At 68.3% G+C, this 14278-nt stretch carries 13 protein-coding genes; 3 read left to right on the top strand and 10 right to left on the bottom strand.

The features are described 5' to 3' along the window. Positions 1-235 precede the first annotated feature (235 nt). From ACXJ3V_RS04940 to ACXJ3V_RS04915, 6 genes are all read right to left on the bottom strand, one after another. Complete coding sequence (locus tag ACXJ3V_RS04940; RefSeq protein WP_457099144.1) at positions 236-664, bottom strand: molybdenum cofactor biosynthesis protein MoaE; 429 nt, start codon at positions 662-664, stop codon at positions 236-238. Beyond that, positions 664-1146, bottom strand: coding sequence for a MogA/MoaB family molybdenum cofactor biosynthesis protein (locus ACXJ3V_RS04935; protein ID WP_457099143.1), 483 nt, complete (start codon positions 1144-1146; stop codon positions 664-666). Before ACXJ3V_RS04935 ends, ACXJ3V_RS04940 begins: the two co-directional genes overlap by 1 nt. Positions 1147-1167: 21 nt before the next feature. Continuing rightward, positions 1168-3603: an FdhF/YdeP family oxidoreductase gene (locus ACXJ3V_RS04930; RefSeq protein ID WP_457099142.1), complete on the bottom strand. Its 2436-nt coding sequence runs from the start codon at positions 3601-3603 to the stop codon at positions 1168-1170. A gap of 95 nt (positions 3604-3698) precedes the next feature. Further along, complete coding sequence (locus ACXJ3V_RS04925) at positions 3699-4313, bottom strand: DUF305 domain-containing protein (RefSeq protein WP_457099141.1); 615 nt, start codon at positions 4311-4313, stop codon at positions 3699-3701. Positions 4314-4349: 36 nt separating this feature from the next. Beyond that, positions 4350-6308 carry a helicase HerA-like domain-containing protein gene (locus ACXJ3V_RS04920; protein ID WP_457099140.1) on the bottom strand — a complete coding sequence of 653 codons (1959 nt, stop codon included), beginning with the start codon at positions 6306-6308 and terminating at the stop codon, positions 4350-4352. Then, a complete protein-coding gene (locus ACXJ3V_RS04915; protein WP_457099139.1) occupies positions 6305-6982 on the bottom strand; it encodes a phosphatase PAP2 family protein in 678 nt (225 codons plus the stop codon). Before ACXJ3V_RS04915 ends, ACXJ3V_RS04920 begins: the two co-directional genes overlap by 4 nt. Positions 6983-7108: 126 nt before the next feature. On the opposite strand from ACXJ3V_RS04915, the gene ACXJ3V_RS04910 reads away from it, so the two are divergent. After that, positions 7109-7603 (top strand): nitroreductase family deazaflavin-dependent oxidoreductase, encoded by a 495-nt coding sequence (locus tag ACXJ3V_RS04910; RefSeq protein ID WP_457099138.1) that lies wholly within the window; start codon positions 7109-7111, stop codon positions 7601-7603. A 21-nt stretch (positions 7604-7624) separates the two neighbouring features. Here ACXJ3V_RS04910 and ACXJ3V_RS04905 read toward each other — a convergent pair whose 3' ends face one another. Further along, a complete protein-coding gene (locus tag ACXJ3V_RS04905; RefSeq protein WP_457099424.1) occupies positions 7625-8851 on the bottom strand; it encodes a multidrug effflux MFS transporter in 1227 nt (408 codons plus the stop codon). Positions 8852-9226: 375 nt separating this feature from the next. Here ACXJ3V_RS04905 and ACXJ3V_RS04900 point away from each other — a divergent pair, with 375 nt between their 5' ends. After that, a complete protein-coding gene (locus ACXJ3V_RS04900; protein WP_457099137.1) occupies positions 9227-9946 on the top strand; it encodes a DUF3105 domain-containing protein in 720 nt (239 codons plus the stop codon). Positions 9947-9950: 4 nt separating this feature from the next. Beyond that, on the top strand, positions 9951-10610 hold the full coding sequence (locus tag ACXJ3V_RS04895; protein ID WP_457099136.1) for a DUF305 domain-containing protein: 660 nt from the start codon (positions 9951-9953) through the stop codon (positions 10608-10610). 65 nt (positions 10611-10675) lie between these two features. Here ACXJ3V_RS04895 and ACXJ3V_RS04890 read toward each other — a convergent pair whose 3' ends face one another. The 3 genes from ACXJ3V_RS04890 to ACXJ3V_RS04880 form a co-directional block, all read right to left on the bottom strand. Next, positions 10676-11647 carry a carbohydrate ABC transporter permease gene (locus ACXJ3V_RS04890; protein WP_457099135.1) on the bottom strand — a complete coding sequence of 324 codons (972 nt, stop codon included), beginning with the start codon at positions 11645-11647 and terminating at the stop codon, positions 10676-10678. Next, positions 11647-12780 carry a carbohydrate ABC transporter permease gene (locus tag ACXJ3V_RS04885; protein WP_457099134.1) on the bottom strand — a complete coding sequence of 378 codons (1134 nt, stop codon included), beginning with the start codon at positions 12778-12780 and terminating at the stop codon, positions 11647-11649. The genes ACXJ3V_RS04890 and ACXJ3V_RS04885 overlap by 1 nt, the downstream gene beginning before the upstream one ends. 106 nt (positions 12781-12886) lie before the next feature. Further along, entirely contained in the window at positions 12887-14209 is a 1323-nt protein-coding gene (locus tag ACXJ3V_RS04880) for an ABC transporter substrate-binding protein (RefSeq protein WP_457099133.1), read from the bottom strand. Positions 14210-14278 lie beyond the last annotated feature (69 nt).

Genomic DNA, 14278 nt, shown 5'->3' with positions numbered 1-14278 from the left:
CCACGCAACGTCGCGAGATCAGGTGATGTCGCGAACACAGGCTCTTCCGCCGCGTACCGACCTGCATTCGCCTCATCACCTGATCCGGCGACGCTGTCCGCCCCGCCACTCAACGTCGCGAGATCAGGTGATGTCGCGAACACAGGCTCTTCCGCCGCGTACCGACCTGCATTCGCCTCATCACCTGATCCGGCGACGGGGTGGCAGGGGCCCCGACGTCGATGAGGGACGCCGATCAGCCGCCGAGGCCCTTCCAGGCGGTCGTCCCATCCGCCTCGACCTGGCGCTTCCACACCGGCAGGTCGGTCTTGATCGACTCGATGAGGGCACGGCAGACCTCGAACGCCTCCGCGCGGTGCGGCGACGACACGGCGATCACGACCGCGTCGTCGCCCACCGCGAGCCGGCCGATCCGGTGGCTCACCGCGACGAGCGCCGACGACGACCCGATCGCCGCCTCGGCGAGGCGGTGCAGCGCCGCCTCCGCGTCGGGATGGGCGGAGTATTCCAGCGCAACGACGGCGGTCGCGGCATCCGGATCGTGATCGCGTACGCGCCCGACGAAGGTCGTGACGGCGCCGCACGTGGGGTCGTCCACCGCGTCGAGGTGCGCATCCAGATCGAGGCGCACGGAACTGACCGCCGCGAGGCGCACAGCGCCCATCAGTGGTCTCCCCCGCCGAGCTGATCGAGCACGTGCCGGGCCACGGAGACGACGACGGGAATTCCGGATGCCACGCCCCCTGGCGATCCCGGAAGGTTCACGATGAGGGCCCCGACGCCGTCCACGACGCCGGCGAGTCCGCGCGTCAGCATGCCCGCGGGCATCTCGACCGCGCCTCGACGACGCAGCTCCTCGGCGATGCCAGGCACCTCGCGAGTGAGCACCCGGGCGGTGCCCTCGGGAGTCGCATCGCGCGGACCCACTCCGGTCCCGCCGCTCGTGACGATCAGCCGCGCGCCGTCGGCGAGGGCATCGCGCAGCGCCCGCTCGACGCTGTCCGCGCCATCCGGCACCACGATGGGCTCACCGCACTCGAACCCGGCTTCGCGCAGCGCGGCGACGGCGATCGGCCCGCTCGCATCGGAGCGCGTGCCAGCCGATGTTCGGTCGGACACGGTGATCACGGCCGCGCGGTAGCTCATCCCCCCACCCTATGAGCAGGGTCAGCGCCGCTCGAGCCGGATGACGACCGACTTCGAGGTGGGCGTGCCGCTCACGTCGGCGACCGAGTCGAGCGGGACGAGCACGTTCGTCTCGGGATAGTAGGCGGCGGCGTTGCCGCGCGGCGTTCGGTACGCGATGATCCGGAACTCCTCGGCGCGGCGCTCCTGCAGCACGCCGTCCGGCCCGACCCACTCCGAGACCAGGTCGACGATCTCGTTCTCGTCGAAGCCGAGCGCCTGGATGTCCTTCGCGTTGACCAGCACCACCCGTCGTCCGCCGTGGATCCCGCGATAGCGGTCGTCCTTGCCGTAGATCGTGGTGTTGTACTGGTCATGCGAGCGCAGCGTCTGCAGCAGCAGGCGCCCGCGCGGGATGTGCGGGTACTCGAGCGGGTTCACCGTGAAGCGCGCCTTGCCGTCGGCGGTGGCGAAGCGGCGCTCGTCGCGCGGGCCGTTGGGCAGGAACAGCGTCCGCCCCTTGTCGATCGACGCCTCGAAGTCCTCGAACCCCGGAACGACCGCGGCGATGTGCCGGCGGATCAGTGCATAGTCGTGCTCGAGGGCCGCCCAGTTCGCCTGGGGGAAGGACCGCGGATGCCGCGGCGCGGCCGCGTCTTCCGCTTCGAGGGGGCGGATTTCGAGCTGGCCGCGCTCCGCCTGGCCGTAGTCGACCTCGACCGCCGTATCCACGTCGATCTCCGGGCCTGGCCGGTCCCCGGCATCCGTCCCGAACAGCAGCGCGCACAGCCGCGCCACGATCGCCACCTCGCTCAGCAGGTCCTCGGACGGCGGCGCCAAGCGCCCGCGCGAGGCGTGCACCGCGCCCATCGAGTCCTCGACCGTGACGCGCTGCTCGCCGCTGCCTCGCCGGTCACGATCGGTGCGACCGAGCGTCGGGAGGATGATCGCGCGGCGCCCGGTGACGACGTGCGACCGGTTGAGCTTGGTCGAGATCTGGACCGTCAGGTCGGTCTTGCGCAGCGCCGCTTCGGTCACGAGCGTGTCGGGAGTGGCGGAGACGAAGTTGCCGCCCATCCCCACGAAGACGCGGGCAGCGCCGTCCCGCATCGCCCGGATCGCGGCGACGGTATCGTGGCCGTGCGCTCGAGGGGCGGCGAACTCGAACTCGCGATCGAGGGCGTCGAGGAACGCGGCAGAGGGCTTCTCGTAGATCCCCATGGTGCGATCGCCCTGCACGTTCGAGTGACCGCGCACCGGGCAGACGCCGGCGCCCGGGCGCCCCATGTTGCCCTGCAGGAGCAGCACGTTCACGACGTCGCGCAGCGTGGCCACGGAGTGCTTGTGCTGCGTGAGGCCCATCGCCCAGCACACGATCGTCGCCTTCGAGGTGCGCACGGATTCACCGACGCGACGAAGGGTCTTCTCCGGCAGGCCGGTCGCAGAAACCAGCTCACGCCACGGGATCTCGGCCATCGCCGCCCGGTACGCCTCGAATCCGCTGGTGTGCTCGGCGATGAACGCGTGGTCGAGCACCCCGCCGAGCTCGGACTCCGCCTCGAGCAGGTGCTTGCCGATCGCCTGGAGCAGGGCCTGGTCACCACCCAGGCGGATCTGCACGAACTGGTCGGCCAGCTTCGTCCCGCCGAGGAGCACGCCCTTCACTGTCTGCGGATTCTCGAACCGCACCAGCCCCGCCTCGGGAAGTGGGTTCACCGCGATGATCGTCGCGCCGTTGCGCTTCGCCTTCTCGAGTGCGACGAGCATCCGAGGGTGGTTGGTCCCGGGGTTCTGTCCGGCGACGATCAGCAGGTCGGCGTTGTGGACGTCCTCGATCGAGACGGTGCCCTTGCCGATCCCGATCGTCTCGTTCAGCGCCGACCCCGACGACTCATGGCACATGTTCGAGCAGTCCGGCAGATTGTTCGTCCCGAACCCGCGCACCAGCAGCTGATAGAGGAACGCCGCCTCGTTCGACGTGCGCCCAGACGTGTAGAAAACCGCCTCATCCGGGTCGTCGAGAGCCCGCAGCGCGGCGGCGATCTCGCGCAGCGCGTCATCCCAGGCGATCGGACGATAGTGCGTCCCGCCTTCGTCCAGGATCATCGGGTGGGTCAGCCGGCCCTGCTGGCCGAGCCACCAGTCGTCATGAGCCGACAGCTCGGAGACCGAGTGAGCGGCGAAGAACTCCGGTCCGATGCGGCGCAGGGTCGCCTCCTCGGCGACCGCCTTCGCGCCGTTCTCGCAGAACTCCGCGATGTGCCGCTTGTCCTCCTCGGGCCATGCGCAGCCCGGGCAGTCGAACCCGTCCTTCTGGTTCACCCGCAGCAGGCTCTGAACGCTGCGGCTCACCCCCATCTGGTCGTACGAGATCTGCAGCGCGTGCAGCACCGCGGGCACGCCGACCGCCACCTTCTTGGGGTGCGTGGAGCGGACGAGGGTCTCGTCGATGTCCGTCCGCGGGGGCTTCGTCGCCATACCCCTAGGTTAAGCCGCGCGAGGATGCGGAGGCGGCGGGAGGCGGCATCCGTTGTTCAGCTGTGTCTGACCGAAATGCCGCTCCGGCCAGCGTGTCAGGGCAGCGCGGCGGCCAGGTCCTCGAGCGCGGCGATGTCGTTCTCGCCCTGCTCGATCACCTGCTCCGCCGACTCGCGGACGCGCGGGTGCGGATCGCCCTCGAGGATCTGCGCGGCGAAAGCGACCATCGCCTCGTGCTGGGCGATCAGGAGCTCCGCGTAGGTGCGCTCGGCATCGGCGCCCTCCGCGGCGAGCAGGGCTGACCACTGCGCGGGCGTGGGCATCCCCGGCATCTGCGCGTGGTCCGAATGACCCGCGCAGGGTCCCTCGTTCGGCCGTTCGAGCGGCCGGTGCTCGCGCCACGACAGGTACCAGGGCCGCAGCTGCTCGAGCTCGTCCGCCTGGTCCGCGGTGAGCTGCTCCGCCAGGTCGCGGCCTTCGGGTGTGATCCCCACCTTGCGGAGGAGCGCGTCGCTCAGGTCGGTGGTCTCGACGCGGTAGTAGATCATCGCCTCGACGTAGCAGAAGTCCGTCGCGGTCACCGGATCAGCGGTGGCCTGGGGATCCGGCCGCGTGCCATCGCCCGCGAAGGCCCAGGCGGCGAGCGCGATTCCCACCGCCGCGACGCAGACAGCGACGACAAGGCCGACCACGGCGACACGACTGCGCACGAGCAACCTTCGATCCACGACCCGTGGTCTGACGGGTCAGCGACGCCCGGTGCCGAACATCCCGCGGATGACGCCACTCAGAATGGTCTGCGTCGCCTTGGATCCCAGCACCTGCTCGATTGGAGACTTCTGCGACGACCGCGAGGTGCGGGTGGTGCCGCCGGTCTTCTTCATCAGTCGCTCGTACTCCTGCTGCGCCTTCTTCTCGCGCGCGGCCTGGGCCTTGTCGATCGCCGCCTGCTGCTTCGCGTACTCGGCGTCGGCTTTCGCTTTCGCGACCGCTGCCTCCGCCGCCGCGTGGGCCTCGTCGGCGGCGTTCATCTTGGCTGTCAAGATCTCACGGGCCGACTCGCGATCCACTGCGGTCCCATATCTGGTCAGGAGGGGGGATGCCGCGACCGCCGCCGCGATCTGCGCCGCCGGCGTCGGGGACATGAGTCCCTGCGGGGCGCGCAGGCGCGTCCATGCCACCGGCGTCGGGGCACCCTTCTCGCTCATGACCGTGACGATCGCCTCGCCCGTGCCGAGCTCCTGGAGCACGCGCTCGAGGTCGTACCCCGACCTCGGGTAGGTGCCTACGGTGGCGCGCAGCGCCTTCGCGTCATCCGGAGTGAACGCGCGCAGCGCGTGCTGCACCCGTGAGCCGAGCTGCGCGAGCACATCGCCCGGCACGTCCTTGGGGGTCTGGGTCACGAAGAACACCCCGACACCCTTGGAGCGGATGAGCCGGACGGTCTGGACGATCGCCGCGGTGAAGTCCTTCGACGCGTCGCGGAACAGCAGGTGCGCCTCGTCGAAGAAGAAGACGAGCTTCGGCTGGTCGAGGTCTCCCACTTCGGGGAGCAGCTCGAACAGCTCGGCCAGCAGGTACATCAGGAAGGTGGAGAAGAGCGCCGGCTTGTCGGCGACTCCTGGCACCTCGAGCAGGCTGATGATGCCGCGGCCGTCGGCGGCGGTCCGCAGGAACTCCCGCACATCGAACTCGGGTTCGCCGAAGAACACGTCGGCGCCGCCGTCGGCGAAGGTGATGAGCTCGCGCATTATGACCCCGGCCGTAGCCGCCGACAGTCCACCGAGGTCTTTGAGCTCGACCTTGCCCTCGTCGCTCGTGAGGTAGCTCAGCACCGCACGCAGATCCGAGAGGTCGACCAGGGCGAGCCCGTGGGCGTCGGCGTAGTGGAACACCAGTCCGAGGCTCGACTCCTGCGTCTCGTTGAGCCCGAGCACCTTGCTCAGCAGCAGCGGCCCGAACCCGCTGACCGTCGCGCGCACGGGCACCCCCGTGCCGATGCCGCCGAGCGCGTAGTACTCGGTGACGGATGCCGCGGGCTGCCAGTTCTGCCCGATTCCGCGGGTGCGGGCCAGCAGCTTGTCATTCGGCTCCCCCGGCGTCGCGACGCCGGAGAGGTCGCCTTTGATGTCGGCGGCGAACACCGGGACGCCTTTGGCCGCGAGCTGCTCGGCGAGCCCCTGCAGCGTGCGGGTCTTGCCGGTGCCGGTCGCGCCGGCGACGAGGCCGTGCCGGTTCATCATGCCGAGCGGGATGCGGATCTGCGCCTGCGGCACCGGGTCGGTGTTCACGAGCGCACCGAGATCGAGCGTCGCCGCCTCGAACGTGTAGCCCGCGACGACGGCCGCGACCTGCTCGGCGTCGAGGGGGCCAGCCACGGTCCCTGAGCTTGTCGAAGGCTCCGCGGTGGCGCCGGACGCTTCGACAGGCTCAGCGACCGGCTGCGGCTCGGCGACCGGCTCCGGCTCAGCGACCGGCTGCGGCTCAGCGACCGGCTGCGGCTCAGCGACCGGCTGCGGCTCAGCGACGGGCTGCGAGCCGGTGTTGGCCCGTGCCTTCGCGGCCGCGGCTTCGGCCGTGGCGAGGGCCGCCTTCGCCTGTGCCGCCTTCAGCTGCGCGTCGGCAGCCTCGGCTTCCGCTCGCAGTCTCGCGAGCTCCGCCTCCGCGGCGACGATGGACGGATCGGGCGCGGCGCTGTCGCTCATGCCCTCGACTCTAGCGACGGCACCGGTGGCAGGGCGGTGCCGCGTTCCCGGGCCAGCGGCACGGCGAACGGCACGGCGACGAGAAGTGCGACGCCCACACCGATCAGCGCGCCACCGATCGTATCGGTGAGCCAATGTGCGTGCAGATACGTGCGGCTGAGCGCCATCGTGAACACCCACACTGCTCCGACGATCACCACCCAGAGCCGCGGGAAGAGGATGACGGCGACGGTCGCGAGCGTCGCGGCGTTGGCGACATGCCCGGAGGGGAACGAGCCCTTGTCGGTGAGGACGATGATGTCCTCGGGCCGCACGCGGCCGAACAGATGCTTCAGGAGCTGCACGGCACCGGTCGAAGCTGCCTCAGCCGCCAGGAAATAGACCGCGCTCCATGGCCGCTTCACCAGCACAAGTGCGATGGCGCCCGCCAGCGGCACGAGGATCACTCCTACCCATCCGCCGCCGAGGAAATTCATCACCCGCGACAGACCGAGCATGATCGGCGACGCCCACCCTGCGAGGAGTTCGTTCCACCAGATGTCGATGTCGAACGGAAAATCCCCGCGGAGGAAGATCACGTAGCCGAGTACGCAGGACGCCACCACCAGCACCACCCCGACGATGAGAAAGGCCGTTCGAGGCAGGGTCGCGGCATCCTTCGTCTTGGTCTCCATCGCCCCATTCTGGCCGCCTGCCCGCAAAACCGCCGGGGCCTTGACAAGGCGCGCCGCGCTCGGCCCTTGCTCGCGGCGGAAGATGATGGCCCGAGCCGGTGCGGGCGAGCAGGGCATGATGGGCGCATGGCAACTGCCGTCGACATCCTCCGCGGCGTCATCGCGCCTCTCACTCGCACGCGCGTCTGGCGACGGATCGCGCCCGTCGTCCTTCCGCCACTGGAGCGCTTCGTCACCCGCATCTCCGGCGGTCGTGCGCACCTGACCGCGTTCATCGTGCCGTCGCTGCTGCTGCACACGATCGGGGCGAAGTCGGGGCAGCCGCGCGACGTGCCGCTCATGTACACCGCGGACGGCAAGGGTCGCGCGATCGTGGCCGGCACCAACTGGGCGGACGCCCGGCATCCGGCGTGGACCGCGAATCTGCTGGCGCATCCGGATGCCGAGATCTCGGTGCGCGGACGCCGCTTCGCTGTCCACGCCACCGTCATCCCCGATTCCGACCGCGATGCCACGTGGGCGCGGATGGAGGCGCAGTGGCCGGACTACCGCGACTACGAGCGGGACTCCGGCCGCACCGCCCGGCTCTTCCTGCTGACCCCGGTGCGCCGGCTCGATTGAGCGGACCCCGTCAGGGCGCGATCACGGCGTGAGAAGCGCGACGGTGCGCGGCCGCACGATGAGCCACAGCGACAGCACCCCGATGATCGCGCAGCCGACCATCACGGCGGCCATGGTGGTCGGCGTGATCCCGGCATCGCGGGCGATCCAGCCGACCAGCGGCGAGATGATGCCGGCGACGCCGAAGTTGGTCGCGCCGACGATCGACTGCGCGGTGCCCGCTGCCTTGCCGTGCCGGTCGAGCGCGAGCACCTGCACGCACGGGAAGGTGAAGCCGCAGGCGGTCATGAAGAAGAACAGCGGGATGATCGTGCCCCAGAGGCCGAAGCCCAACTGGTCGGTGACGATGATGGCGGATGCCGCGACCACCAGCACCGCGGTGGACCACGCCAGGACCCACTGGGGTCCGAATCGGGAGGCGAGCCGCGAGGCGAACTGCACGCCGACGACGACGCCGAGCGAGTTGACCGCGAAGAGGAGCCCGAACTGCTGGGCGTCGAAGCCGTACCCGAGCTGGAACAGGAAGGACGACGACGAGAGGTACGAGAAGAGTCCGCTGAACGTCATGCCGCCGATGATGAGCACGCCGATGAAGACCCGGTCGCTGAACACACTGCGATAGCGCTGCCAGACCGTGGCGCCACGTTCATTGCGGCGCGCGCGCGGAAGCGTCTCGGGGAGGAAGATCGAAGCGGAGACGAGCATCACGGTGCCGTAGACCGCGAGCACGACGAAGACTCCGCGCCACGGCATCACCAGGAGCAGCACCGATCCGAGGAGCGGCGCGAGGACGGGCGCCACCCCTGAGACGAGCGCGAGGCGCGAGAGCATGACGACCAGGCGGCGTCCGCCGAAGAGGTCTCGCACGATCGCCGCGGCGACGACGCCGCCGGCAGCGGCTCCGGCGCCCTGCATGACCCGAGCGGCCGTCAGCAGCTCCAGCGTGGGCGCGAGCGAGGCGGCGACGCTGGCGAGCACGTGCAGCGCGGTGACGGACAGCAGCGGGATGCGGCGGCCGACCTTGTCGCTGAGCGGACCGACGATCAGCTGGCCGAGGGCGAAGCCGAGCATCGTGCCGGTCAGAGTCAGCTGGATCGCCGCGGCCGTGGTCTGGAAGTCCTGCTCCAGGACCGGGAACGCCGGAAGGTAAAGGTCGATCGTGAACGGTCCGAGCGCGGTGAGTGCGCCGAGCAGCACGATGTAGAGCACCCTGCGGCGGTGCGGAACCGAGTCGCCGGGGTGCAGCATGATCGGCGCGGTGGCCGGATTCGGACCCAGCGTGCGGATGGCTGCGGTGTCTGTACGGATCGAACCGGTGCTCGTGCGGATCGATCCGGTGCTTGTGCGGATGGAACCCGTTGAGTTCGAGGCCCGTGCGTCGGCGGTCGGGGTCGGAAGGGAGTCGGTGTCAGGCACGTCGGCAGTCAATCGGTTCGCGGCGGGAGCGTCCGAATCGATTCGACGCTCGCGTCCATGGTATCCGAACCACGGCGGTCTCCGGCATCCGATCCTTCGCCGCGAAGCGGCCTTCGAGATCGCCCACAGCACTGCCGCCTAGACTGAGCGCACTTTCCCGTACCCGCCTGTGGCAGTCCACCGGGCGCACCTGAGCCGAGATCGAACATGACCCCGACACCCCCACGCGCCGACGACAAGCGCACCAGCGGAAACCCGGCCGCGCAGGCCAAGATCGACCTCACGGTCAAGCAGCAGCGCGAGCAGAAGCGTCAGGAGAAGCTCGCCCAATACCAGCGGCAGCTCGCGAAGCGCCAGCGCAGCAAGGTGGTGTGGTGGACGGCCGGCTCGGTCGCCGCAGTCCTCGTCGTGGCCGCGATCGTCGCCTCCATCGTGTTCGCGCCGAAGCCTCCCGTCGCATACGCCGAAGGCGGCACCGGCGCGAAGATCGAGGGCGTCCAGACCTACGAGAACACTTCCCTCCACGTCGAGGATGCCGTCGACTACCCGCAGTCGCCCCCCACTGGTGGATCGCACAACGCGGTGTGGCTGAACTGCGGGATCTACTCTCAGGCTGTGCCGAATGAGAATGCGGTCCATTCCATGGAGCACGGCGCGGTGTGGGTCACGTACGACGCGGACGAGCTCTCGGCTGCCGAGCTGAGGACGCTCAAGAGCAAACTGCCGTCGACGTATCTCGTGCTGTCGCCGTACGAGGGCCTGCCGTCCCCGTTCGTGCTCTCGGCCTGGAACCACCAGCTCACCCTCGACTCGGTCGACGACCCCCGCGTCGAGGAGTTCCTCGAGGAGTACTGGCGCAACCAGAACGCCCCCGAGCCCACGGCCCCGTGCACCGGCGGGATCGACGCGCCCGGCAAGGAGTCCTGAGCCGATGAGCGGACCCGCCCGCTCGGCGCGACCGCGCTGGTGGGTGTTCGTCCTGGTGGGACTCGGTGTCGCGGCGCTCGCTTTCGCCATCGGGCGGTTCTCGACCTTCAGCGCCGGCGCCCAGGGGCCCAATGCCGCCGACGCCGGCTTCGCGCGCGACATGCAGCTGCACCACGCTCAGGCGATCGACATGGCGATGGTCCTCTACCGCGAGACCGACGATCCGCAACTGCGCTCGATGGCCTACGACATCGCCACGAGCCAGGGCGGCCAACGCGGCGAGATGTACGACTGGCTGGTCCAGTGGGGTCTCCCGCAATCCGGCGTGCCGATGACGTGGATGACAGCGAGCGGCGACGAGCACGGCGGGCACGGAGCGCCCAGCACGCCGATGACCGACGATGAGATGCGAGCTGCCATGGGAATGGCGTCGGATGCCGAGCTCGACGAACTCCGCGCCGCCGAGGGCGCGGCGGCGGACTGCCTCTTCCTCGAGCTGATGATCCGTCATCACGAGGGCGCGCTGCCGATGGTGGACGCGGTGCTCGAACTCGGCAGCATGCCCCGCGTGCTCGCCGTCGCGGGCAGCATCAAGCAGGCGCAGACGGCGGAGGTCGAGGCGATGAAGGCCGCTCAACTCCGACTCGGCTGCACCACGGGCTGACCTATCCCACGCGAAGCGGGTCGGCACGCCCCCCGGCGCCGACCCGCTTCGCGTTCCCCCGTCGATCAGCCCTTGGTGGACCCGGCCAGCAGTCCTCGCACGAAGAACCGCTGCAGTGACAGGAAGACGATCAGCGGCACCAGCAGGGCGATGAAGGCACCCGCCGTGAGCAGATACCAGTCCTGGCCGCGACTTCCGGTCATCTCGGCGAGCAGCTTCGTGATGGGGGCCACGGCACCATCCGCGAAGATGAGCGCCACGAGCAGGTCGTTCCAAACCCACAGGAACTGGAAGATCGCGACCGACGCGATGGCCGGCATCGTGAGCGGAAGGATGATCCGGAAGAAGATCTGCCCGTGTCCGGCGCCATCGACCCGCGCCGCCTCGATGACCTCGTTCGGGATCTCCGAGACGAAGTTGTGCAGCAGGTAGATCGTGAGGGGCATCGCGAAGATCGTGTGCGCGATCCACACCTGGGTGTATCCGGGACCGCCGAATGCCTGGATCACCGGGATGCCGAAGATCGTGCCCCGCGAGAAGAGCAGCAGGAGCGGCACCAGCGCCATCTGAATCGGCACGATCTGCAGCGCGAAGATCGCGATGAACAGCAGGTTCTTGCCGCGGAAGTCGATCCACGCGAACGCATATGCGGCGAGAAGCGCGATCGAGATCGGGATGATCGTGGCGGGGATCGTGATCGCGAACGAGTTCACGAACGCGCCGGCCATGTTCAGCTGGCTGTTGCCTGACTGCAGAGCTGTCGAATAGTTGTCGAGCGTCCAGCCCCAGTTCTGGAAGACCGTCCACCAGCCGGTGGTCGCGATCAGTTCGGCGGGGCGGAACGATGAGATGAACAGTCCGAAGGTCGGCAGTGTCCACAGGATCGCGATGATCAGCGCTGCGAGCGTCGCCCACCGGGAGGTGAGGCGTCGCTTGGTGCGCTTGAGCATGTCACGATCGGCCTTCTCCACGCCGCGGGCGAGTTCCGCCTTGGCGTCATCATCCATCGGGAGATCGACGGGCATTACGGCACTCATCAGTGCGCCTCCCTCTGTCGCTTGAGCTGTCTCGCGTTGTAGATGACGATCGGCAGCACGAGGATGAAGAGGATCACGGCGAACGCTGCCGATCGACCGGCTTCGAAGCTCTTGAACTGCGTGTACATCTCGTTGGCGACGACCGACGTGTTGTTCGCACCCGCCGTCATCGTGCGGACGATGTCGAACACCTTCAGTGAGGCGATCGAGATCGTGGTCAGTACGACGATGAGCGCGGGACGGATGCCGGGAACGACGACGTTGATGAACTTCTGCCAGCCGTTCGCTCCATCGAGCTCCGCCGCCTCGAGCTGCTCCGTCGGCACGCCCTTGATCGCCGCGGAGAGGATGACCATCGCGAAACCGGTCTGGATCCAGATCAGCACGATGATCAGGAACAGCGTGTTCCAAGGATCCTCGGCGAGGAAGTTCACGGGCTGTCCCCCGAACCACACGATCACCTGATTGAGGAAGCCGATCTGTTCGGCACCAGGAGGGCGAGTGGCGTACATGAAGCGCCAGATGATGGACGCGCCCACGAACGAGATCGCCATCGGCATGAACACCAGGATCTTGTAGTACTTCTCCCCGCGTGTCTTGTCGATGAAGTACGCGTAGGCCAGGCCCGCGACCGTCGAGACGATCGGGGCGATCAGCACCCAGATGATCGTGTTGAGGATGATCCGCAGGTTCTGCGGCTGCGTGAAGATCCACTCGTAGTTCTGCAGTCCGACGAACTTGGTGCTCGAGGAGTTCATGAACGACTGGAAGGTGGTCTGGATCATCGGAACGATCAGGCCGACCAGCACGAGGATGAGGGCGGGGGCGAGGAATCCGACCAGCTGGAAGTATGAACCGGCACCGCCTTTTGCGCGCCGATCGAGGAAGAAGAACGCCACGCCGAGGACGGCGGCGACTCCGATCGCCCATTGATACGACTGCAGGAGCCACAGGATCAGCACAGGGCCGATGACGCAGGCGGCGAGCCGGGTGTAGGTGTAGATCGCGCCCTTGCGTGGTGCGATCTCGACCAGGAAGAGGATCAACGCGATCACGATGAGGAACGCGCCGATGACGAGGGGGATCTGAAGCCAAGGCGAGAGGGTGCTCAGCCATTGGAAGAAGCCGGACATGGGATCCTTTCGAGTACGTCGGCGGACTCGGGTCGGTGGTGCGGACGTCTTATGGGTGAGGACGGGGCCGCTCGTGACGAGCGGCCCCGCCTTACTCAACTGCTGGTTATTGCGAAGGCCAGCCCGCTTCGATCTGCGTCAGGACCGTGTCGGTGGGTGTGCCGTTCACCCAATCGACCATGCCCTTCCAGAACGTGCCCGCTCCGACAGCCGACGGCATGAGGTCCGATGCGTCGAACCGGAACGTCGTCTCGTCGGACTGCAGGATGCCGATGGCTTCCTTCAGGATGTTGCTCGAGGCGTTCTCGGGGTCGAGGCCCTTGTTGGCGCTGATGACGCCGCCGAGGGACACTCGCGAGTTCGCCCACTCGGGGCTGGACAGGTACTCCTGCACCTTCTGCGTGGACTCGGCGTCGTCGAACGCGGCGACGATCTCGCCGCCACCGGTCACGACGTCTCCGCCGGACTCGCCACCGAATGCCGGCGTCAGGAACGCCCAGATGTCGCCGTCCTCAGCCACGGTTCCGTCTGCGGCGGTGATGAAGCCGTCGTAGAAGGATGCCTGGTGGTGCAGCACGCAGTCACCGGCCACGAGCGCCGTTGCCGGGTCGCCGAACGGCGTCGTCACGATCGACTTGACGTCGCCGTATCCGGCGTTGACGTACGTCGGGTCGAGGGCGATCTTCGCGAATTCGTCGAACGCAGACTTGATGGCGGGGTCGGTGAAGGGAACCTCGTTCTTCACCCACTGGTCGTAGACCTCGGTGCCCGACTGACGCAGCACGATGTCTTCGATCCAGTCCGTGCCCGGCCAGCCGGTCGCGGCATCCGAGCCGAAGCCGATGCACCACGGCGGCTTGCCCGTGTCGGCCTGGATCGTCTTGGTGAGGTCGATGAGACCGTCCCACGTGGTCGGGATCTCCCAGCCCTTCTCCGCGAAGAGCGCCGGCGAGTACCAGATCCAGCCCTTGACGCTCGCCATCAGGGGCGCTCCGTACAGAGTGTCGTCGGCGGTGGCATAGCCGGCCCAGTCCTTGGTCCAGTACTCGGCGACGTTGTCGGCGACGGCCTTCGGTGCGGGCTTGAGATATCCGCGCGTAGCCATGTCGGCCATCAGGCCGGGCTGCGGGAAGATCGCGATGTCGGGCGGCGTGCCACCCTGAGCGCGCACGGCGATCTGCGCCTCGAACTCCTTCGTCCCCTCGTACTTGATGTCGATGTCGTTCTCTTTTTCCCAGTCCGCCCAGGACTGCTCGAGCAGTTCCTGTTCGGTGTCCACGATGGTGCCGTACACGGTGACGACGTTGTCGTCCTCGCCTCCACCGGTGTTGGTCGCGCCAGGACCGCCGGAGCATGCTGCGAGCGCGAACCCGGCGATGCTGAGAGTCGCGACCGAGATGAGGATTCTTCCTCGCCTCTGTGTCTTCATGTGTCCTCCTCGTTGAGTGGTGCAGGGACGTTCATCCCACAAAGCGCCCACGGTGGATTGCGGAACCGC

This window comes from Microbacterium sp. P5_E9 (assembly GCF_054049175.1).
Note: the sequence above shows the minus strand (reverse complement) of the source record. Positions and strands in the feature narration are given on the sequence as shown.

Excerpts from the sequence above, each read along its gene's own strand:
- ACXJ3V_RS04940 (WP_457099144.1), bottom strand. The coding sequence starts at position 664 with ATGGGCGCTGTGCGCCTCGCGGCGGTCAGTTCCGTGCGCCTCGATCTG.
- ACXJ3V_RS04935 (WP_457099143.1), bottom strand. The coding sequence starts at position 1,146 with ATGAGCTACCGCGCGGCCGTGATCACCGTGTCCGACCGAACATCGGCT.
- ACXJ3V_RS04930 (WP_457099142.1), bottom strand. The coding sequence starts at position 3,603 with ATGGCGACGAAGCCCCCGCGGACGGACATCGACGAGACCCTCGTCCGC.
- ACXJ3V_RS04920 (WP_457099140.1), bottom strand. The coding sequence starts at position 6,308 with ATGAGCGACAGCGCCGCGCCCGATCCGTCCATCGTCGCCGCGGAGGCG.
- ACXJ3V_RS04915 (WP_457099139.1), bottom strand. The coding sequence starts at position 6,982 with ATGGAGACCAAGACGAAGGATGCCGCGACCCTGCCTCGAACGGCCTTT.
- ACXJ3V_RS04910 (WP_457099138.1), top strand. The coding sequence starts at position 7,109 with ATGGCAACTGCCGTCGACATCCTCCGCGGCGTCATCGCGCCTCTCACT.
- ACXJ3V_RS04905 (WP_457099424.1), bottom strand. The coding sequence starts at position 8,851 with ATGCTGCACCCCGGCGACTCGGTTCCGCACCGCCGCAGGGTGCTCTAC.
- ACXJ3V_RS04900 (WP_457099137.1), top strand. The coding sequence starts at position 9,227 with ATGACCCCGACACCCCCACGCGCCGACGACAAGCGCACCAGCGGAAAC.
- ACXJ3V_RS04895 (WP_457099136.1), top strand. The coding sequence starts at position 9,951 with ATGAGCGGACCCGCCCGCTCGGCGCGACCGCGCTGGTGGGTGTTCGTC.
- ACXJ3V_RS04890 (WP_457099135.1), bottom strand. The coding sequence starts at position 11,647 with ATGAGTGCCGTAATGCCCGTCGATCTCCCGATGGATGATGACGCCAAG.
- ACXJ3V_RS04885 (WP_457099134.1), bottom strand. The coding sequence starts at position 12,780 with ATGTCCGGCTTCTTCCAATGGCTGAGCACCCTCTCGCCTTGGCTTCAG.
- ACXJ3V_RS04880 (WP_457099133.1), bottom strand. The coding sequence starts at position 14,209 with ATGAAGACACAGAGGCGAGGAAGAATCCTCATCTCGGTCGCGACTCTC.